Annotated in this window: 18 protein-coding genes; 11 read left to right on the forward strand and 7 right to left on the reverse strand. The window is 66.4% G+C overall.

Going from position 1 to position 20,738, the window contains the following annotated elements; translation table 11 throughout:
- Positions 1–72: 72 nt before the first annotated feature.
- Positions 73–1,278, forward strand: coding sequence for an acetyl-CoA C-acyltransferase (locus LL962_RS16265; RefSeq protein WP_104587132.1), 1,206 nt, complete (start codon positions 73–75; stop codon positions 1,276–1,278).
- 336 nt (positions 1,279–1,614) lie between these two features.
- Here LL962_RS16265 and crcB read toward each other — a convergent pair whose 3' ends face one another.
- The 5 genes from crcB to LL962_RS16290 form a co-directional block, all read right to left on the reverse strand.
- Complete coding sequence (gene crcB, locus LL962_RS16270; RefSeq protein WP_104587133.1) at positions 1,615–2,016, reverse strand: fluoride efflux transporter CrcB; 402 nt, start codon at positions 2,014–2,016, stop codon at positions 1,615–1,617.
- 184 nt (positions 2,017–2,200) lie between these two features.
- Positions 2,201–3,490 (reverse strand): replication-associated recombination protein A, encoded by a 1,290-nt coding sequence (locus LL962_RS16275; protein WP_255626381.1) that lies wholly within the window; start codon positions 3,488–3,490, stop codon positions 2,201–2,203.
- Between the two features lie 159 nt (positions 3,491–3,649).
- Positions 3,650–4,321 carry an outer membrane lipoprotein chaperone LolA gene (gene lolA / locus LL962_RS16280; protein ID WP_167395303.1) on the reverse strand — a complete coding sequence of 224 codons (672 nt, stop codon included), beginning with the start codon at positions 4,319–4,321 and terminating at the stop codon, positions 3,650–3,652.
- A 62-nt stretch (positions 4,322–4,383) separates the two neighbouring features.
- On the reverse strand, positions 4,384–6,309 hold the full coding sequence (locus tag LL962_RS16285) for a DUF3857 domain-containing transglutaminase family protein (protein WP_228317646.1): 1,926 nt from the start codon (positions 6,307–6,309) through the stop codon (positions 4,384–4,386).
- Positions 6,310–6,581: 272 nt separating this feature from the next.
- The gene (locus LL962_RS16290) at positions 6,582–8,936 is read right to left on the reverse strand and encodes a DNA translocase FtsK (RefSeq protein ID WP_228317647.1); all 2,355 of its coding nucleotides are present in this window, start codon (positions 8,934–8,936) and stop codon (positions 6,582–6,584) included.
- Between the two features lie 285 nt (positions 8,937–9,221).
- Between LL962_RS16290 and trxB the strand changes: the two genes are divergently transcribed.
- From trxB to infA, 4 genes are all read left to right on the forward strand, one after another.
- Positions 9,222–10,190, forward strand: coding sequence for a thioredoxin-disulfide reductase (trxB, locus tag LL962_RS16295; protein WP_104587137.1), 969 nt, complete (start codon positions 9,222–9,224; stop codon positions 10,188–10,190).
- Positions 10,191–10,247: 57 nt separating this feature from the next.
- Entirely contained in the window at positions 10,248–11,366 is a 1,119-nt protein-coding gene (locus LL962_RS16300; RefSeq protein WP_104587138.1) for a GNAT family N-acetyltransferase, read from the forward strand.
- A gap of 88 nt (positions 11,367–11,454) precedes the next feature.
- On the forward strand, positions 11,455–12,204 hold the full coding sequence (aat, locus tag LL962_RS16305; RefSeq protein ID WP_228317648.1) for a leucyl/phenylalanyl-tRNA--protein transferase: 750 nt from the start codon (positions 11,455–11,457) through the stop codon (positions 12,202–12,204).
- Between the two features lie 80 nt (positions 12,205–12,284).
- Positions 12,285–12,503, forward strand: a complete 219-nt coding sequence (gene infA / locus LL962_RS16310; RefSeq protein ID WP_002813418.1) for a translation initiation factor IF-1 — start codon at positions 12,285–12,287, stop codon at positions 12,501–12,503.
- 150 nt (positions 12,504–12,653) lie between these two features.
- On the opposite strand, the gene clpA is transcribed toward infA, so the two are convergent.
- On the reverse strand, positions 12,654–14,936 hold the full coding sequence (gene clpA / locus LL962_RS16315) for an ATP-dependent Clp protease ATP-binding subunit ClpA (RefSeq protein ID WP_228317649.1): 2,283 nt from the start codon (positions 14,934–14,936) through the stop codon (positions 12,654–12,656).
- Positions 14,937–15,077: 141 nt separating this feature from the next.
- Entirely contained in the window at positions 15,078–15,398 is a 321-nt protein-coding gene (gene clpS, locus LL962_RS16320; protein WP_029219836.1) for an ATP-dependent Clp protease adapter ClpS, read from the reverse strand.
- Between the two features lie 253 nt (positions 15,399–15,651).
- On the opposite strand from clpS, the gene LL962_RS16325 reads away from it, so the two are divergent.
- The 6 genes from LL962_RS16325 to LL962_RS16350 all read left to right on the forward strand — a co-directional run bounded on the left by LL962_RS16325 (position 15,652) and on the right by LL962_RS16350 (position 20,321).
- Positions 15,652–16,110, forward strand: a complete 459-nt coding sequence (locus LL962_RS16325) for an NUDIX hydrolase (RefSeq protein WP_228317650.1) — start codon at positions 15,652–15,654, stop codon at positions 16,108–16,110.
- Entirely contained in the window at positions 16,107–17,240 is a 1,134-nt protein-coding gene (gene mnmA, locus LL962_RS16330; RefSeq protein WP_228317651.1) for a tRNA 2-thiouridine(34) synthase MnmA, read from the forward strand. The genes LL962_RS16325 and mnmA overlap by 4 nt, the downstream gene beginning before the upstream one ends.
- Positions 17,240–17,854 carry a high frequency lysogenization protein HflD gene (hflD, locus tag LL962_RS16335; RefSeq protein WP_104587143.1) on the forward strand — a complete coding sequence of 205 codons (615 nt, stop codon included), beginning with the start codon at positions 17,240–17,242 and terminating at the stop codon, positions 17,852–17,854. The genes mnmA and hflD overlap by 1 nt, the downstream gene beginning before the upstream one ends.
- A gap of 147 nt (positions 17,855–18,001) precedes the next feature.
- Positions 18,002–19,192, forward strand: a complete 1,191-nt coding sequence (locus LL962_RS16340) for a methyl-accepting chemotaxis protein (RefSeq protein WP_104587144.1) — start codon at positions 18,002–18,004, stop codon at positions 19,190–19,192.
- Positions 19,193–19,276: 84 nt separating this feature from the next.
- On the forward strand, positions 19,277–19,582 hold the full coding sequence (locus LL962_RS16345) for a hypothetical protein (RefSeq protein ID WP_228317652.1): 306 nt from the start codon (positions 19,277–19,279) through the stop codon (positions 19,580–19,582).
- A 592-nt stretch (positions 19,583–20,174) separates the two neighbouring features.
- Positions 20,175–20,321 (forward strand): hypothetical protein, encoded by a 147-nt coding sequence (locus tag LL962_RS16350; RefSeq protein ID WP_228317653.1) that lies wholly within the window; start codon positions 20,175–20,177, stop codon positions 20,319–20,321.
- Positions 20,322–20,738 lie beyond the last annotated feature (417 nt).

A 20,738-nucleotide genomic window follows, 5' to 3' on the forward strand; every position in this document is an offset into this window, starting at 1 on the left:
TACCTTCCGGGTCCCGGGTCCCGGGCCCCGGGCCCCGAACAAGCACTCTCCCAGCCATTCGAGACCCATCCCATGACCCGACAGATCCAAGAAGCCTACATCGTCGCCGCCACCCGTACCCCGGTCGGCAAGGCGCCCAAGGGCGTGTTCCGCAATACCCGTCCCGACGACATGCTCGCGCATGTGCTGCGCGCCGTCGTCGCGCAGGCGCCGGGCATCGATCCCTCACGCATCGACGATGCCATCATCGGCTGCGCCATGCCCGAAGGCGAGCAAGGCATGAACGTGGCGCGCATCGGCGTGCTGCTGGCCGGCCTGCCGAACTCGGTCGCCGGCCAGACCATCAACCGCTTCTGTTCGTCCGGTATCCAGGCGGTGGCGATGGCCGCCGACCAGATCCGTCTGGGCAATGCCGACCTGATGCTGGCCGGCGGCACCGAGTCGATGTCGATGGTGCCGATGATGGGCAACAAGGTTGCGATGTCGCCGAGCGTATTCGCCGACGACCATGTCGCCATTGCCTACGGCATGGGCATCACCGCCGAGAAGGTGGCCGAGGAGTGGAAGGTGTCGCGCGAGGATCAGGATGCCTTCGCGCTGGCCTCGCACCAGAAGGCGATCGCCGCGATCGCCGCTGGCGAGTTCCGCGACGAGATCACCCCGTACGAAATCCTCTCGCATCAGCCGGACCTGGCCGGCAATGCGATCGCGCTGCGCAAGCGCCTGGTCGATACCGACGAAGGTCCACGTCCGGACAGCTCGCTCGAAGGTCTGGCCAAGCTGCGCCCGGTGTTCCGCAACGGCCAGTTCGGCGGCAGCGTCACTGCCGGCAATTCTTCGCAGATGAGCGATGGCGCCGGTGCAGTGTTGCTGGCCTCCGAGCAAGCGATCAAGGATTACGGCCTGACCCCGCTGGCGCGGTTCGTCAGCTTCTCGGTCGCCGGCGTGCGCCCGGAAGTGATGGGCATCGGTCCGATCGCGGCGATTCCCAAGGCGCTCAAGCAAGCCGGCCTGAGCAAGGACCAGCTGGACTGGATCGAACTCAACGAAGCCTTTGCCGCCCAGGCGCTGGCGGTGATCCGCGACAGCGAGCTGGATCCGTCCAAGGTCAATCCACTGGGCGGCGCCATCGCGCTGGGCCACCCGCTGGGCGCGACCGGCGCGATCCGTGCCGCCACCCTGGTGCACGGCCTGCGCCGCCGCCAGCAGAAGTACGGCATGGTCACCATGTGCATCGGCACCGGCATGGGCGCGGCAGGGATCATCGAAGCCCTGTGAGTCCCCAATGCGGGATCGGCCGCCGCGCCGGTCCCGCCATGCCATCCAGGTCGTCGACGGGGGCGTGCGAAAGCACGCCTTCTGCCATTCACAGGCCAGGGGAACGGCCGGCGCTGGCCGGCTGCGACACACACGTGAGCTCGCATGGCGTGGGACACCCCCCACACGTCGGCGATGCACCCATCTGATCGCTGCCATCCAAGGCAGCACCACGTCGGTATCGGTGCTGCTGCGATTGCACGTGGAATCCCGGAACAACCGTCGCGCACGTCCCGGCGCGGCAGGACCTCGCTATACGCAGATTGCAGCTCCCGGCGACCGCCGGAGGACAACGACCTACCGCGCAACCAGCCAGTGCCCGGCACGTGCGCCGGCAAATACCAGGGCCAGCCCGGCCACCAACGTCACGGCCAGATAGATGCCGATCAGCATGGAGCGATCGCTGCGGGCGAAGACCAGGCACTCCATCATCAACGATGAAAATGTGGTCAACCCGCCGATCACGCCCACGATCAGCAGCGCCCGCAGCGGCCAGCTCGCTGGCCCGCGGGCATCCAGCCAGACCAGCAAGACCCCTGCGACGAAGGACCCGAGCAGGTTGACCGCCAGCGTGCCCCACGGGAACCCCGTTCCGAAGCGCTGCAACAGCGAGGCGCCGATCGCAAAACGCAGCCCGGATCCCAACGCGCCACCGGCCATCGCCAATAACAATTGCTGCCACCACACCGGGGCATTCATGCCTGCGCTCCGCTATCGGCCATTGGAATGCTGAAAGAAACGCGTTGCGACCTCGGCAGCATCATCCTGGATCCAGACACGGGACCGGAGCATGCACCAGCCGCACCGACACGACTGGCCGCAGGCATCGTCGGCGTGCAGATGCGCGCGATTCTAGAAGTAATGGCATCCGCTGGCCTGCCGATCATGCGATGGGTTTGCGTGCCTTGTCGGCCCGCGCCTGTGCTCGCGCCTCGCGCAAGCGATCGAGCTTTTCCTTGAGCTTGATTTCCAGCCCTCGCGGCACCGGGTGGTAATAGACCTGCTCGCCCATCGCGTCCGGGAAACCGGTCTGGTCCAACGCGATGCCATCCTCGGCATCGTGGTCGTACTGGTAATCCTGGCCGTAGCCCAGCGTCTTCATCAGCTTGGTCGGCGCGTTGCGCAGGTGCATCGGCACCTCCTGCGTGCCGGTGGCACGCACCTCGGCCTTGGCCTGATTGAAGGCAGCGTAGCCCGCATTGGATTTGGCGGTGCTTGCCAGGTACAGCACCAGTTGCGCGAACGCCAGTTCGCCCTCCGGGCTGCCCAGCCGTTCATAGATGTCCCAGGCCTCAAGCGCCATGCTTTGCGCGCGCGGGTCGGCCAAGCCTATGTCTTCGATCGCCATGCGGGTCAGCCGCCGCGCCAGGTAAGCCGGATCGCAGCCGCCGTCGAGCATGCGCGTCAACCAGTACAGCGCCGCGTCCGGATTGGAACTGCGTACGGATTTGTGCAATGCCGAGATCTGGTCGTAGAACTGCTCGCCGCTCTTGTCGAAGCGGCGGGTGCGATCGGCCAGCACCTGCAGCAGGGTCTGCGGAGTGATCTCCCCGCCCTCGCCGGTCGCCAGTTCGGCGGCGATCTCCAGCAGGGTCAGTGCACGCCGCACGTCGCCGTCGGCAGCGCTGGCGATTTCCAGCAGCGAGGCGTCCGAGACCCGAAGGGGCTCCTGACCCAGCCCGCGCTCGGGGTCGTGCAAGGCACGCTGGAGCGCTTCGACGATGTCCTGCGGCGAGACCGATTCCAGCACGTGCACGCGGCAACGCGACAGCAATGCGGAATTCAACTCGAACGATGGATTTTCAGTGGTGGCACCGACGAACAGGATGGTGCCGCGCTCGATATGCGGCAGGAAGGCATCCTGCTGCGCCTTGTTGAAGCGGTGCACCTCGTCGACGAACAGCACGGTGCGACGACCGCCGGCGAACCGCTGCGCGGCCTCGGCCAGCACCTGCCGCACGTCGGGCAGCCCGGACAGCACCGCAGAGATGGCCTTGAATTCGGCATCGGCATACTGGGCGAGCAATAGCGCCAGGGTGGTCTTGCCGCACCCGGGCGGGCCCCACAGGATCATCGAATGCACCCGCCCGGACTCCACCGCGCGGCGCAGCGCGCTCTGCGGCGTCAGCAGCCGCTTCTGCCCCACCATCTCGTCCAGCGTGCGTGGACGCATGCGCTCGGCCAGCGGACGCAGATGCTCGGCATCTACGCTGAGCAGATCGGTTTCGGGAGCGATGGGGGGCTTGGTTCGTGCCACGTGCCATTGTATCGCGTCCGCCAGCGGCCTTCTGCGAACGAGGCCGTTGGCTGCACGCTTGCTGCAAGCAATGGCTTATTGCGCGTCGCCGACCACGTCCACACCCTTGCCCGGCGTGTAACGGAAGGTATCCGCCGCGAATGCCGGATTGCGCTTCCAGCCGCTGAAGCTGATCGCGGTGCGCTGCCCCACCGCATCCACCACTTCCATCCTGGCCAGGCCGTCCTTGCCAAAACCCAGCGAGGCCATCTGGAAGCTGGCCTCGGTATCGACCTTGGGCGTCAGCGACAGCCATTGCAGCCCGTCGCGCGGCGCGGCTTCCTCGCTGACATCGTATTGCTTGTCCAGGCGTGCCGGGTCGATCAGCGCGACCAGCGGGCTGTTCTGCTCCTCGCTGCCCTGCGCGCGCACGGTCACCTGCTCCAGGTCGGGATCGAACACCCAGACCTTCCGGCCATCGGCCACGATCAGCTGCCGGTACGGCTTGGCGTACTCCCACCGGAACAGGCGTGGCGCCGACAACGCCACCCGCCCACTGGAGCGCTCCTTGACCCGGCCATTGGCATCGCTGACCTGCTGGTTGAACTGGCCGTCCAATCCCTTCAGCCCACGGGTGAAGGTATCCAGCTCCTGACGTGCGCCGGCGACTGCGGTGCCGGCGAACAGGGCGGTGGCGAGGATGGCGTAACGGAGCTGGCGATGCATCGCGGTCTTCCAGAAAGGACTGCGCCAATTCTGATCCTTCATGGATGAATGGGCGAGCGCTGTCGCATGCAGGCGTTCATGCATCGGGATGGCCGCCTGTCTCTTCATTGCGCCGTTTGCACCTTGCCCAGATCGCCGTAGACGATCTGACCGCGAAAGCCGCGCCGCACCTGCTGGTAGAGCTCGCGGAATGCGCGGTAGTCCTGCGGCTGGCAAAGCGCTTGCGGGCCGCGGATGGCCGCGCGTTGCAGCCGATGCACGGCGGTGACCGTCTGCCCCTGCCGCGTCCACTCCACCGCGTATTCGCCGGCGGCGTTCCGGAAGCGGCTGCTGCGCGGGATCGCGATAATGGGCACCGTGTCCGGGAAGCTCACCACGTAGGTTTCCTCACGCACGCTGTCGTTGCAGTAGAACGGCGTCAGGTTGTCTTCGGCAGAGGTGGTGGTATAGATCGCCCGCGTGGACTCGGCGCCGGGCATGTCCGGCAGGGTCATGCCGCCGACCACCGAGAAATCCACCGCGTCGTCGGCCTTGAAGCTGTAGCGGTAATTGAATGGCGCCCCCAGGTTCAGCGGGTCGCCCTGGATCAGCAGATCGCCGGTCCCCACGAAGCCGGATTGGGCAATGATGGACTCCTCGATGCGATTGCGGTTCTGTGCATTGAGCTGCACGAACATCGCACGCAGGCCCACTTCCCCGGTCTGCCCGCTGTCCAGGGTGGTCAGCCCCTGCAAGCCGCCCTGCGGAGTGAAGCGATATTCGGTGCGCGCAACATAGCGATTGACCTTGCGGTCGTTGGGCGGCGTGTAGGTGAGCTTGCCGTCGCGGGTATGCACCACGGGCGCACCGAGGTCGCTGGCCGGCAGTTGACCGAAACGCGCGTAGGGATTGGTCGAATCGAGATAGAGATCGAAGGCCGGAATGTAGGTGATGGCGTGGTTGAAGCGTCCCAGCACCGGAATCGGCGGCAGGGTCGGCCCGCCTTCGGCGCCGATCAGCACCGGCGTGCTGGCAATGCCCTTGGCAGCCAGCAGCGCCTCCAGGATCACCGTGTGATCCTTGCAGTCGCCGTAGTGGTTGGTCAGGATGCTGTCGGCACTGTTGGGCTCCAGCCCACCATTGCCCAGATACACCGCCACGTAGCGGATGTTGCGCGCCACCCAGTGATACAGGGCAGCCGCCTGTGCGCGTGGGTCTTCGAGGCCGTCGGTCACCTGGTCGGCCAGGGCCTGGATCGCCGGTGTGACCGCGGCGGCGCGCCCGCCCTTGACATGGTAGGCCAGGCCCATCTGCGACCAGCTGTCGAAGGTGCTGGCCATCAGGGTCGGGCTGAACTCCCAGGTCGCCGCGCTCCAGTTCTGGTTCTTCATCGGCGCGCTGCGTCGATAGTGCCATTCCCAGCGCGCCTGGTCGCCCCGCACCACCGGTTTACTGCCGCCCTGCAGCCCGCGCACCGACAGATGCATCGGCAGCGACTTCGGCGCCACCAGGGTGACCACTGCATCGTCGTACTGCGCGAACACGCTGAAGGTCTCCCACAGGCTGAAATAACCGGGGAAATACGGGGTGTTCTGCGCCCGTCGCACGCGGTAGACGATGCGCGCGCCCGGTGCCAGGTTCGGGAACACCACCACCTTGACCTTGCGGTCGGCATACATCGCCGCCGAGGCGCTGGAATAGCTTTCCTGGGTGTAGATCTTGTCGCTCGCCACGTCCTGGCGCAGCCCTTCGGCAGTGACGGTGTAGGCCGCCAGCACCTCGAGGGTCTCCATTTTCTCGCTATAACTCAGCCGCACCTGGCTGAACTGCTCCACCGCCGATTTGGTCTTGAGCAGGATCTCGTATTCGTCGGTCTCCACGCTGCTGGCGTCGGCGCGCACCTCGTAATCGGCGCGATAGCGCACGAAACTGTAGTTGGTGTCGGCCTGTGGGCGCGCTGCGGCCCCGGCAGGCGCGACCTGCTGCTGGGCCTTGGCCAGCGGCGGCACACAGAACAACAGCGCGAGCAACAACAAAGGTCGATGCAACATGGGTCTCGATCGGGATGAGCCGGAGCGGCACTTGCCCGACAGGGTAGCCGTTGCGTCCGGCAATGACAGGCATGGACTTCCAACAACGGCGCATCGATGCGCCCGCCCCCCCTTCCGATGCCGGCGCGCGTCGTCGGGCGTCACCGTCGCAGCGGGTGTCCCGCACTCGGCCGACAAGGCCGAACGCCTCGCCGGCCAGGAGCGTGCCACCGCGCGAACCGGCTGCGAACCGCGCACGCCGCGGGCGAGCGGATTCGCCTGCGTCGCGCCGCCTACTTCGGCGGCGGTGGCGCCAGTACGCTGCGGTCGCCGTTGTGCTCGGGCGGGCTGACCACGCCGGCCGCCTCCATCGCTTCGATCAGGCGCGCGGCGCGGTTGTAGCCGATCTTCAAGCGCCGCTGCACGCCGGAAATCGACGCGCGCCGGGTCTCGGTGACGATGCGTAGTGCCTCGTCGTACAACGGGTCCGACTCGTCGCCGCCGCCGCTGCTGCTTTCCGGCAGGCCGGTGGCGCCGACCACGGTGCCATCGCCCATGGTCTGCACTTCGTCCAGCACGCCTTCGACATAGGACACCGGCCCGCTGGCCTTGAGGTGCTCGACCACGCGGTGCACTTCCTCGTCGCTGACGAAGGCGCCGTGCACGCGGTCCGGCAGCGCCGTGCCCGGCGGCAGGTACAGCATGTCGCCGTTGCCCAGCAGCGCCTCGGCGCCGGACTGGTCCAGGATGGTGCGCGAATCGATCTTGGAGCTGACCTGGAACGCCACGCGGGTCGGGATGTTGGCCTTGATCAAACCGGTGATCACGTCCACCGACGGCCGCTGGGTGGCCAGGATCAGGTGGATGCCTGCCGCACGCGCCTTCTGTGCCAGGCGCGCGATGAGCTCTTCGACCTTCTTGCCGACGATCATCATCATGTCGGCGAATTCGTCGATGAAGATCACGATGAACGGCAGCGTTTCCAGCGGCCGCGGCGCCTCGCCCAGTTCCGGGTTGGGCTTGAACAGCGGGTCCATCAGCGGCTGGCCGGCATCGATGGCGTCCTTGACCTTCTTGTTGAAGCCGGCCAGGTTGCGCACGCCCACCGCACTCATCAGCTTGTAGCGGCGCTCCATCTCGGCCACGCACCAGCGCAGGCCGTTGGCGGCCTCCTTCATGTCGGTGACCACCGGCGCCAGCAAATGCGGAATACCCTGGTAGACGCTCAGCTCGAGCATCTTCGGGTCGATCATCAGCATCCGCAGTTCCTTGTGCGAGGCCTTGAACAGCAGGCTCAACACCATCGCATTGACGGCTACCGACTTGCCCGAGCCAGTGGTACCGGCCACCAGCAGGTGCGGCATGCGCGCCAGATCGGCCACCGTCGGGCGGCCGGCGATGTCCTTGCCCAGCGCCAGCGTCAGCGGGCTGGCCGACTTGTCGTATTCCTTGGAACGCAGCAGCTCAGACAGGAAGATCATCTCGCGGGTGACATTCGGGATCTCCAGGCCGATCACCGACTTGCCCGGGATGACATCGACCACACGCACCGACTTGACCGACAGCCCGCGCGCGATGTCCTTGTCCAGCGAGCTGATCTGGCTGACCTTGATGCCCGGCGCCGGCTCGATTTCGAAGCGGGTGATCACCGGGCCCGGATAGGCCCCGACCACCTGCGCCTCGATGCGGAAATCCTTGAGCTTGAATTCGATCTGCCGCGACAGCGTTTCCAGGGTTTCTTCCGAATAGCCCTTGGCCTGCGGTTTGGGGTCGTCCAGCAGCGCCAACGGCGGCAGGTCCGAACCGTCGGTGCTGACGCCCTGGAACATCGGGATCTGGGTGTCGCGCTTGGCGCGCTCGCTCTTTTCCACCACCGGTGCCGGTGGCGGCTCGATCTTCACCGGCTCGCGCTTGGCCTGCTTGACCGCATCGACCTTGCGCACCTCCTCGCGCTCCTCGCGCATCACCCGGGTCTGCTGCCATTCGCTGGCCTGGTGGGTCTTGCGCTGCAGCAGCGGCCCCAGCGCCAGTACCCACTTGCCGATGCGCTCCATCACCGCGAACCACGACAGACCGGTGGCCAGCGTGACCGACACCAGCAGCAGCACCACCACGAACAGGTTCGCGCCCAGGGCGCCGAAGCCGGAACTGAGCGAGCCGCTGACCAGCTTGCCGAGGATGCCGCCAGCCTCGGCAACCTCGCCATGAAACAGGCGAAGGTGCAGAAAGCCGGTCGAGGAGATCAGGAAGCCCACCATGCCGACCAGCCGCAGCGCAGGGCCGAGATCGCTCTGGCTCTGCTCCTCGCGATCGCCGATCAGCGCGATCCAGGCCACCGCGCCCAGGATCACCGGCAGCAGGAACGCCACGTAACCGAACAGCTGCAGCAGCACGTCCGCCGCCATGGCGCCGAAGCGGCCGCCCATGTTGTGGATCGGCGCGACCAGATTGCCGGTACGCGACCAGCCCGGATCGGTGGCCGAATAGGTGAACAGGCTGGCCAGCAGGTACAGCAGCAGCGGCGCCACCGCGATCAATGCCAGATCGCGCCAGAGCTTCTGCCGGCGCGGGTTGTCAGCCGCCGCCGTCTTGCGCGGCGAGGCTTTGCCCTCTGCGGGCTTGCTGCGTTCGGGAACCTGCTTTGCCACCTGTAGCCAGACCTTAGAAAAATGCTGTTAGTGTTTGATAATAAACGACTGCGGCTGCGGTTACAGCAGTCGGGCGAGCAGCGGTTGCCGCGGCACGTCGCCGCCAACGAAAAACGCCGCGCAAGGCGGCGTCGGACACGCAAGGTGGGGCAACCATGCCATCTGCGGTTCAACCAGTTCCATCGCGCCGCCTTGATTCACCGGGTGGGGACCGCCACTCTATGCCGCCACGGGGGGCGCGATCGACCTGCGCCAACCCCATCAATTCCTAGATCGCGAGTATACATGAGCGCCTCTTCTGCCAGTTCCGCCAAGCATTCCCGCCTGCTGATCCTGGGTTCCGGCCCGGCCGGCTGGACCGCCGCGGTATATGCCGCCCGCGCCAATCTCAAGCCGGTGGTCATCACCGGGCTGCAACAAGGCGGCCAGCTGATGACCACCACCGAAGTGGACAACTGGCCGGGCGACCCGCATGGCCTGATGGGCCCGGACCTGATGACCCGCATGCAGGCGCACGCAGAGCGCTTCGAGACCGAGGTCGTCTTCGACCACATCCACACCGCCGACCTGTCGCAGCGGCCGTTCCGGCTGATCGGCGATAGCGCCGAATACACCTGCGACGCGCTGATCATCGCCACCGGCGCCACCGCCAAATACCTGGGCATTCCCACCGAGGAAGCCTTCAAGGGGCGTGGCGTGTCCGCCTGCGCCACCTGCGACGGGTTCTTCTACAAGGACCAGGACGTGGTGGTGGTCGGCGGCGGCAACACGGCCGTGGAAGAAGCGCTGTACCTGTCCAACATCGCCCGCAAGGTCTACCTGGTCCATCGCCGCGACACCCTGCGCGCGGAGAAGATCATGCAGGACAAGCTGTTCGCCAAGGTCGCCGCCGGCAAGATCGAGACGGTCTGGCACCACGCGGTGGACGAGGTATTGGGCAACGATGCCGGCGTGACCGGCGTGCGAGTCAAATCCACCCTCGACGGCAGCACCCGCGACATCGATGCGCACGGCTTCTTCGTGGCCATCGGTCATCACCCCAACACGCAGTTGTTCGATGGCCAGCTGGCCATGAACAACGGCTACCTGGAGATCCGCTCGGGCCTCAACGGCGCGGCGACCGAAACCTCGGTGGCCGGCGTGTTCGCCGCCGGCGACGTCGCCGACCAGCATTACCGCCAGGCGATCACCTCGGCCGGCTTCGGCTGCATGGCCGCCCTGGATGCCGAGCGCTACCTCGACAAGGGCGTCTGAGATGGCTGCCGACCGCCGGCCGCGCTGCGCGGTCGGCATGTCCCACGGACCCAACGCATGAGCGCCACCGCCCGCTGGTGCCGCCGCCTGGACGAACTGCCGGCCGGCGCCTGGGATGCGCTGCACGATGGCACGCACCCCTTCGTCAGCGACGCGTTTCTGCAAGGCCTTGAACGCGAAGGCTGCCTGCGCCCGGACTGGGGCTGGAGCCCGCTGCACCTGACGCTGTGGGAGGGCGACACCCTGGTCGCCGCGGCGCCGGGCTATCTGAAGAACAACTCGCACGGCGAATTCGTCTTCGACCACGCCTGGGCGCATGCGTATGCGCGTTACGGGCAGGAGTACTTCCCCAAGTGGCTGTGTGGGGTGCCCTACTCGCCCGTGACCGGGCCACGCCTGCTGGGAGAACCCAGGTGGCGCCCCCACCTGCTGGCGGCGATGCGCGCGCTGGTGGAGCGTAGCGGCCTGTCCTCGGCGCACGTGAACTTCCACCGGGCCGAGGAAGACGACGCCTTCGATGCCGACTGGCTGGAACGCAACGACCTGCAGTACCACTGGCACAACGACGCCGGCTGGACCGACTTCGAGGCATTCCTCGCTGCGATGGACCATAAACGGCGCAAGAACATCCGCCAGGAGCGCGCCAAGGTGCAGCGTGCCGGGATCCGGATGCGTGTGGTTCACGGCGACGAAGCCAGCCAGGACGATCTGGCGGCGATGTATGGCTTCTATCTCAAGACCTTCAACGAATACGGCAACTCGCCGGCGCTGACGCCGCAGTTCCTGCAGCATCTGGCGACGGCCATGCCGCGCCAGTTGGTGATGTTCCTGGCCGACCTCGATGGCCGGCCCATCGCCGGCGCGCTGTGTCTGCGCGGTCAGGAGACCTTGTACGGGCGCTACTGGGGCGGCCAGGCCCTGCCCGGCCTGCACTTCGAGACCTGCTACTACCAAGGGCTGGAGTACTGTCTGCAACAGGGGCTGCGCCGTTTCGAGCCCGGCGCGCAGGGCCAGCACAAGATCGCCCGCGGCTTCCTGCCCAGCCTGGTGCGCAGCCGCCACTGGATCGCCGATCCGGATTTTCGCGCCCCTTTGGCGCAGTGGTGCGCGGACGAGCGCCTGGCGGTGGCCCAGCACGCCCGCGAGCTGGCCGAACACAGCCCGTTCCGCGATTGACCTCATGCGGTAGCTCAAAGATATCGCGGGCGCTGGGCAAAGACGCCCCCGCAGCCGCGAGCTGCGGACAGGGCTTTACACTCATCCCATGTCGCGCCCTATCCCCTTCCTGCTCGCCGCCGATCCCGCGGCGCCGTTTCCGCCCGCCGAGCAGGCGCTGCGCGAACCCGACGGCCTGCTGGCGGTCGGTGGCGATCTGTCGGCACCCCGACTGCTCAATGCTTATGCGCACGGCGTCTTCCCGTGGTTTTCCGATGGCCAGCCGATCCTGTGGTGGAGCCCGGACCCGCGCATGGTGTTCCGTACCGACGGCGTGCGGCTGTCCTCGCGCTTCAGGCGTCAGCTGCGCAACAGTACCTGGACCGTCCGCGCCGACACTGCGTTCGAGCAGGTGATCACCGCCTGCGCGGCGATTCCGCGCGCCGGCCAGGATGGCACCTGGATCACCCTCGCCATGCAGCGGGCTTACCTGCGGCTGCACCGTCTTGGACATGCGCATTCGATGGAAGTATTCGACGGCGCGCGCCTGGTGGGCGGCATCTATGGCGTGGCGATCGGCCGGATGTTCTTTGGCGAAAGCATGTTCAGCGCGGTGAGCGGCGGCTCCAAGGTGGCGCTGGCCGCGTTGGCCGCCCACCTGCATGCCCGCGGGTGGCCGCTGCTCGATGCGCAGGTGGAAAACCCGCACCTGCTGAGCCTGGGAGCCGAACGTCTGGCACGTGCGGACTTCCTGCAGCGCGTGCAGCATCAGGTCGCCCAGCCGGAGCCGGCGGGCAGCTGGGCGGCGCAATACGACGAGCTCCCGGCGCGTGAGCTTTGTGAGGCTCGCTTAACATAAAATTTGCGCCACGGGGAGATGGCGCGTAAAATGCCGTCCCTTACGGCCCTGCCGGGCCAGCCGTGATTGCACAGGATTACATGTCGAAAGACGATTCCATTGAGTTCGAAGGCAGCGTCAGCGAGACGCTTCCCAACACCACGTTCCGGGTCAAGCTGGAAAATGGGCACGAGATCATCGCCCACATCTCCGGCCGCATGCGCAAGAACTATATCCGCATCCTGACCGGCGACCGGGTCAAGGTCGAAATGACGCCGTACGACCTCACCAAGGGCCGTATTACCTACCGCATGAAGTAAGCGGTTCGGTGCTGAGACGCAAGGCGGCCCATGGCCGCTTTTTGTCGTGCCCGCGATTTGTCTTGCGCGGCCCGTGCAGGCAGACACAAAAAAGCCGCTCGTTCGAGCGGCTTTTCAGACAGGCGAGCTGTAAAAGATCCAGCGCGGCGATCAGTCGACCGTCGCCGGCAGCAGCCGCTCCGGCTCCGGATGCGACTCCACCACCAGTTCGCCATCTTTGACGTCGATGTTGACGCGACCGCCTTCCACCAACTTGCCGAACAGCAGCTCGTCGGCGAGTGGGCGCTTGATCTTCTCCTGGATCACCCGCGACATCGGGCGCGCGCCCATCAGCGGATCGAAACCATGCTGGGCCAGCCAGTCGCGCGCGGTTGGCGTGGCCGACAGCGACACGTGCTTTTCCTGCAGCAGCATTTCCAGCTCGATGATGAACTTGTCCACCACGCGCAGGATGTGGTCGAAGCCCAGCGGCTGGAACTGCACGATGGCATCCAGACGGTTGCGGAACTCCGGGGTGAACCCGCGACGGATCGACTCCATCGCATCGGTGGAGTGATCCTGCTTGGTGAAGCCGATCGACCGACGCGACGCCTGGGTGGCACCGGCATTGGTGGTCATCACCAGGATCACGTTCTTGAAGTTGGCCTCGCGTCCGTTGGTGTCGGTGAGGATGCCGCGATCCATGACCTGCAACAGGATGTTGAAGATGTCCGGATGCGCCTTTTCAACCTCGTCCAGCAGCAGCACGCAGTGCGGCGTCTTTACGATCTTCTCGGTCAGCAGGCCGCCCTGATCGAAGCCGACGTAGCCCGGAGGTGCACCGATCAGGCGGCTGATCGAATGCGCTTCCATGTACTCGGACATGTCGAAGCGCACCAGCTCGATGCCGAGCTGCAAGGCCAACTGCTTGGTTACTTCGGTCTTGCCGACGCCGGTCGGGCCGGCGAACAGGAAGTTGCCGATCGGCTTTTCCGGATTGGCCAGACCCGAGCGCGCCAGCTTGATGGAGCCGGCCAGGGTCTCGATCGCCGGGTTCTGGCCGAAGATCACCATCTTCAGGTTGCGCTCCAGATGCTGCAGCACGTCCTTGTCGGTCGCGCTGACCTGCTTGGCAGGAATCCGCGCCATCTTGGCGACGATGGTCTCGATCTCTTCGATGTCGATCAACTCCTTGCGCTTGCCCTCCGGCAACAGGCGCTGGCGCGCACCGGCCTCGTCGATCACGTCGATGGCCTTGTCCGGCAGCAGGCGGTCGCCGATGTGCTTGACCGACAGATCGACCGCCGCCTGCAACGCATCGTCGGCGTAGGTGACGCCGTGGTGCGCCTCGTACTTGGGCTTGAGACCCTGCAGGATTTCGAAGGTCTCGCCCACGGTCGGTTCGACGATGTCGATCTTCTGGAACCGGCGCGCCAGGGCGCGGTCCTTCTCGAAGATGCCGCGGTACTCCTGGAACGTGGTGGAGCCGATGCAACGCAGCTCGCCCGACGCCAGCGCCGGCTTGATCAGGTTGGAGGCATCCATGGTGCCGCCCGATGCCGAACCGGCGCCGATGATGGTGTGGATTTCGTCGATGAACAGCACCGCATTGGGCACCTTCTTCAACGCGGTCAGCACGCCCTTGAGGCGCTTCTCGAAGTCGCCGCGGTACTTGGTACCGGCCACCAGTGCGCCCAGGTCGAGCGAGAAGATCACCGCATCGGCCAATACCTCCGGCACGTCGGCATCGACGATGCGCTTGGCCAGGCCTTCGGCGATCGCGGTCTTGCCCACACCGGCTTCGCCCACGTACAGCGGGTTGTTCTTGCGGCGGCGGCACAGGACCTGGATGGTGCGCTCGATCTCGTCGGAACGCCCCACCAGCGGATCGATCTTGCCGCTGCGCGCCTGCTCGTTGAGATTGGTGGCGTACTCGGCGAGGGCATCGCCCTTGCCCTCGCCCTCGCCGCCCTCGCTCTTGGGTTCGCCGTCGGACGCGGACGGCTGCTCGCCGTCCTCACCGAGCTTGGCGATGCCGTGGGACAGGTAGTTGACGATATCCAGCCGGGTGATGTCCTGCTGATTCAGGAAGTACACGGCGTGCGAGTCCTTTTCGCCGAAGATCGCCACCAGCACATTGGCACCGGTGACTTCCTTCTTGCCCGACGACTGCACGTGGTACACCGCGCGCTGCAGCACCCGCTGGAATCCCAGGGTCGGCTGGGTGTCGCGGCCGTCGTCTTCGGCCAGGCGCGAGACCGAGGCCTCGATGGCCTGTTCGAGATCGTTGTGCAGACGCAGCTGATCGGCTCCGCAGGCCTTGAGCACGGCCTGTGCGGAGGGGTTGTCCAGCAGCGAGAGCAGCAGGTGCTCGACGGTCATGAACTCGTGACGCGCCTCGCGTGCCCGCTTGTAGCACTGGCCGATGGTTTGCTCTAGGTCTTTGCTGAACATTGGTCACTCCGAACGGCTGTTGCCAACAATATGCGGCTTTTGTCGGGATTTTCCACAACCCTATCGGATAGCCATGTTCAGACGGCGTTAGCACGCGATTACGGTCACACTGTTGCGCTGCTGGAACGATCCGCCCAGCGGTCAGCTCTGCTCCATCGTGCACAGCAGCGGATGCTGGTTCATGCGCGAGAATTCGTTGACCTGCGCCACTTTCGACTCGGCCACTTCGCGGCTGTAGACCCCGCACACCCCACGTCCGCGGGTATGGACGTGCAGCATGACCTGAGTCGCGCGCTCCAGATCGAGGTTGAAGAACTGCTGCAGCACAGTCACCACGAAGTCCATCGGGGTGTAGTCGTCGTTCAGCAGCAACACCTGATAGCGTGGCGGTGGCGCCACTTCAGGTTTGCTGGCTTCGACCGTCAGGCCGTGATCGTGTTCGTGTGAGGTCTTGCGAGGCATCCGGGCATTATACGGTTCAACGCCGCGAGCATTGGACGATTCGCGCCGCGGCCCGCACAATTTGCTTCCAATTTTCCCGCTGGCCCTCGATGACCGATTTCCTGACCGCGCCGACGGTGGCGCTGTCGACCACGACCAGACCGCTTACCGGCGCGGCGCGCTGCTTCCGGAGCGGTACCGCCCGCCCCTGCCGCAGTAGCGCCCGGATACCCTGCGCTGCGCGGGGCGACCTGCCCGACGAGCGAGCTTGGCGATGAAGGCCCGACAGCACCGCTGGCATCCCGATGTCACCGTCGCCACCGTGGTGGCGCGCGAGGGCCGTTTCCTGCAGGTCGAAGAACGTATCGGCGGCCGCCTGCTGCTGAACCAGCCGGCCGGCCACCTGGAGCCGGACGAGAGCCTGCAGGAGGCCGCCGTGCGCGAGACCCTGGAAGAGACCGGTTGGGATGTGCGGCTGACCCACTTCATCGGCAGCTACCAGTGGCTGGCGCCAACCGGCCAGTGCTACCTGCGTTTCGCGTTTGCGGCCGATGCGCTCGTCCACCACCCCGAGCGCAGTCTGGACACCGGCGTGGTGCGGGCGCTGTGGATGGCGCCGGAAGAACTGCACGCCGCCAGCGAGCGTCTGCGCAGCCCGCTGGTGTGGGACGTGTTGGCCGATTACCTGGCCGGGCAGCGTCACCCGCTGGCCTTGGTGCGGCACGTCGCATGAGCACCCCTCGCATCGTGGTTGGCGTCTCCGGTGGTGTGGATTCATCGGTGGCGGCCTGGCAACTGGCGCAGCAGGGCGAGTCGATCGCCGGCTTGTTCATGCAGAACTGGGCCGACGACGGCAGCGGCGACTGCCGCGCCGAAGACGACCGCCGCGACGCGGTCGCGGTCTGCGGGATGCTGGGCATCCCCTTCCATTTCCGTGATTTCTCTGGCGAATACTGGAGCGGCGTGTTCGAGCACTTCCTGGCCGAGTACGCGGCCGGGCGGACGCCGAACCCGGATGTGCTGTGCAACCGCGAGGTCAAGTTCAAGCACTTCCTGGAAGCGGCCCAGGCGCTGGGCGCCGAACGCATCGCCACCGGTCACTACGCCCGGGTCACCTACGCCGGTGGACGCTGGCGCCTGCTGCGCGGCGCCGACCGCAGCAAGGACCAGAGCTACTTCCTGCACCAGCTCGGGCAGGCCCAACTGGCCGCAACGCTGTTTCCGATCGGCGAACTGGAGAAGAGCGCGCTGCGCCGCATTGCCCAGGATGCCGGCCTGCCGACCCATGCCAAAAAGGATTCCACCGGCATCTGCTTCATCGGCGAGCGCGACTTCCGCGAGTTCCTGGGCCGCTACCTGCCTGCGCGTAGCGGCGAAATCCGCGACCCGCAGGGGCAGCGCATCGCCGAGCACCCCGGGGTGTTCTACTTCACCCTGGGCCAGCGCGAGGGGCTGAACATCGGCGGCGTGCGCGGCCGCGCGGGGGCGCCGTGGTACGTGGTGGGTAAGGACGTGGCCAGCAACGTGCTGTATGTGGACCAGGACCGCGACAGCCCGCTGCTGCAGTCGCGCTGGCTGCAGTCCGAGCAGGCCCACTGGGTGACCGGTGCACCACCGGCGCGCAGCTTCGGCTGCACTGCGCAGACGCGTTACCGCCAGCCGGACGAGCCGTGCACGGTGGAGGTGCGCGACGACGGCAGCGTGCAGGTGCGTTTCGAGCGGCCGCAGCGGGCGGTGACGCCCGGGCAGTCGCTGGTGCTGTACGACGGCGAGCAATGCCTGGGTGGCGCGGTCATTGCCGCCACCGATGCGCCGCTGGAACGGCAACTGGCAGGATCTTTTTCCCCTGAGGGTGTGGCTTGATGAGTGTTTCCATGGATCACCGTGTGCTGGCGCTGGCCGGCGTTGCCCAGGCGCTGCAGCAGGTACGGCGGATCGCCGAGACCGGGCATTCGGAGGCGGCCACGGTGCGCACCGCCATGGACAGCGTGTTCCGGGTCGATGCGGCCTCGCCGGAGGCGGTGTACGGCTCGACCGCGGCCCTGGCGCCCGGCCTGCGCCTGCTGCACAACTACTTTCGCAACCAGGGCCAGGACGAGGTGTTGCCGCGGCTGGCGCTGGCGGTGTTGCAACTGGAGCGCCGCTTCGTGCGCGACAACGCGACCGTGGCCACGGTCTCCAGCGGAATCGATGCAGCGGCGCGTCAGGCACAACACCTGGGCGACAGCGCGCATCCGGATGTGTTGAGCTCGCTGGGCGGGCTGTATGCGCAGACGATCAGCCATCTGCGCCCCAAGGTCATGGTGCAGGGCAACCCGCATTACCTGGGCCAGGCCGGGGTGGTCGCGGAGATCCGCGCGCTGTTGCTGGCGGCGGTGCGCTCGGCGGTGTTGTGGCGGCAGATGGGCGGCAGCCTGTGGGACTTCCTGTTCGCCAAGCGTGCAATGAGCGAGGCGGTGGATCGGGCGCTGCGTTGAGTGGCGCCCAAACGCAGGGAAAAAGCGCCCACAGCAGGCGCCAGCGCCTGCCACTGACCGAGGCATGCGCGAGACGATGTGGCGATCGTCGCTAAAGACACCGGGGGGACGGCCGATACAGCAACCGTGACTCTGCCGAGAACGCCCATGTATTCACGTCCACTCATCCGTCTAGCCGCTCCTCTGGCTCTGACCTTGCTGTTCCCCTTCGCTGTCGGATTCGACTGGCCCGCTTCGGTGCGCTGGGCGATCCTGGCGACCATGACCCTCAGCTGGTTGGGTTTCGCTGCCTGGGTGACGTATTCCCAGTTCCGGCGCAATCCGGACCAGGCCCGCATCCTGCGCGAGCAGGACCAACTGCTCAACGAACTGCGTACCTTCGTCAGCAACGAAGTCGACGGTTCGCGCTCGGAAGTCGAGCGTGCCCGCGAACTGATCCGCCAGGCCGTTTCGGGTCTGGGTGGCAGCTTCGAAGCGATGAACCGCAAGTCGCGCCAGCAGAGCCAGGCCCTGGCCCGCATCGTCGACCGTGCCGGTGACGACGGCAGCGCCGGCGTCGACGTTGCCCGCTTCGCCCAGCATGCCAGCTCCCGCATGGAGCAGTTGGTGGAGGCGCTGGAACAGGTGAGCGGCCAGAGCTCCAACACCGTGCACCACATCGACGAGATGGCTCAGCACCTGGATGGCATCTTCGCGCTGCTGGAAGACGTCAAGTCGATCGCCGACCAGACCAACCTGCTGGCCTTAAACGCCGCCATCGAAGCAGCACGTGCCGGCGAAGCCGGTCGCGGCTTCGCGGTGGTTGCCGACGAGGTGCGCAACCTGTCCGAGCGCTCCACCACCTTCAACGAGCAGATCCGCAAGCTGGCGCACAGCTCCAAGGAATCGATCGCCAAGGTGCGCGAGACGGTCTCGCAGTTGGCCTCGCGCCACATGGACCGCTCCCGCGAGGCGCGCCACGAATCGGCCGCCATGCTGGAGAATGTCGCCCAGATCAACGCCTCGTTGGGCGATGGCATGCGCGAAATCTCCGAATGCGCCCGCGCCATCGACGGCAGCGTGGCCGAAGCGGTCCGCGCGCTGCAGTTCGAAGATATCGCCACGCAGACGCTGAGCGGCATCCACACCCATCTGGATCGCCTGACCGCGATCAACCGCGAGGCGGTGGCGCTGCAGGAACTGTTGCACCGCAATGGCGGCGTGTACGACAGCGACCTGGTCGCCGCGCTGCAAAAGGTGTCCAACCGCCTGCGCGACATGCGCGTGGAGTGGGAACGCCCGCCGCACAAGCCGGTGGCGCAGCAGGGCATGGGTGCCGGCACGGTCGAGCTGTTCTGAGACCGATGCCGCCGCGCGACTTCTGATCCCGACATTCCCCGGCGCGCCGGGGATTTGTCGTTCCGTACCGACCTGGTGTCCGTTATGACGTTGCTTGCCTCGCCCACCGGTGCTGATCAGCGCATCGATGCAGCCCCCGCCGCCGCGCTGCAGTCCGCCGCCTTGGCTGCCGCGCATGCCGAGCGCATCGCGCAAAGCGACGCCGCCAAGCCGCTGCTGCGACGGGTGCGGCTGCCGGCCGCGCTGGAACGGCTGGAACTCGCCGCCCGCGAAGAGATCAAGGCGTTGATCAACCCGCGCCGCGATTGCAGCGAAGACGCGTTGTTGTTCGCAACCGTGGCCTGGGACCTGGGCCTGGATGGCGATGCCGTCAGCGCATCCGCGCGCTGACGCGATAGCGGCGGGGCGTGCCTCGGCAGGCGCCCCGCCGTGTTGTTGGACTGCCCGATCTCAGATTCCACCACCTCCACCAGCGGAGCAGCACCGCGACCGTGACGAGCGAGTGCAGTCGGTTATCGCCCTGCCCTGTCCACCTCCACATCCGCGCAAACGGCCACAGCGAGTGGTCGGCCGACGCATCGCATCCAATTCATGGACTGCTGATCCGCAGCGTCAATACGGCACACCTGTGTCGCGCACGACATGACGCCATTTCGGCGGTGACCACTCGAGGCCTCTCACACGAATCCAGGATGCGCGTAGCGACTGCCTGGACCAGATGCGATGCTGAGGTTCTGCCGATGATGCCCGATCGGATAGGAGTCGGTCTCTCGCGAAGCAACGCTTCTGCTGCATCTGACCGGAACTGATCGATCTATCTACCTACGCTGGCGCCACCGCGAACGAGCACCCCACCCTGGTGCTCGGTCACCCCAGCTGGGGCGCACCCGCCTGAGCCATCTGGCGAGACATACCGGGACGCGCGTTTGACACGCCTGCAATCCGCGCTTGCAGGCAGCCGACAAGCCGCTCGATCCAATCCTTGACGGGTGACGAGGCGCTGCTCCAGGCGCAGGCTGACAACACAACCTTCGTCTGCGTCATGGTGCTGGTCGCTTGCCAGGCGCGACACGCGCGCTCGGCAATCCAAGCCGGACTGACGACACAGGTCGATCTGGCGAAGCAATGACCGGACAATGGGGTCCTGTGTGCATCCTCGGCCCCTACTCGACAAACGAAGACGCTGGCCAGCTGATAGGAGCTCGCTGGTCGCTGCAGTGGAACTCGTCGGCGTGGGAGATCGATGCGTGTCCGCTCTTGTCTTCTCCCGGGATCAAGACGTCGTGCTGTCGGTCGACGGATCGCGTGCAGCGGGCGACTTTCCGGACAATCCGACCTGCGTTTTTCGCGCGGGAGCGCCCGGTTCGCTCGCTCCGTGGGAGGCAGGACCCTGGTGCCGGTTGGTCCTGGCAGCGCCTCCAAGAGCTGGCGCAAACGTTTGGCTTGGCCGCTATCGGCCCTCGCAGACGAATGAAGCTTCATGACGCCCATCCATAGCGACCTCACCACCTGCCTCGGACGGTTGCCCTTGCCCATCGAACTGATT

The sequence above is a fragment of the Xanthomonas sp. NCPPB 1067 genome (assembly GCF_020783795.1).
In the GTDB taxonomy this organism is placed as follows: domain Bacteria; phylum Pseudomonadota; class Gammaproteobacteria; order Xanthomonadales; family Xanthomonadaceae; genus Xanthomonas; species Xanthomonas melonis.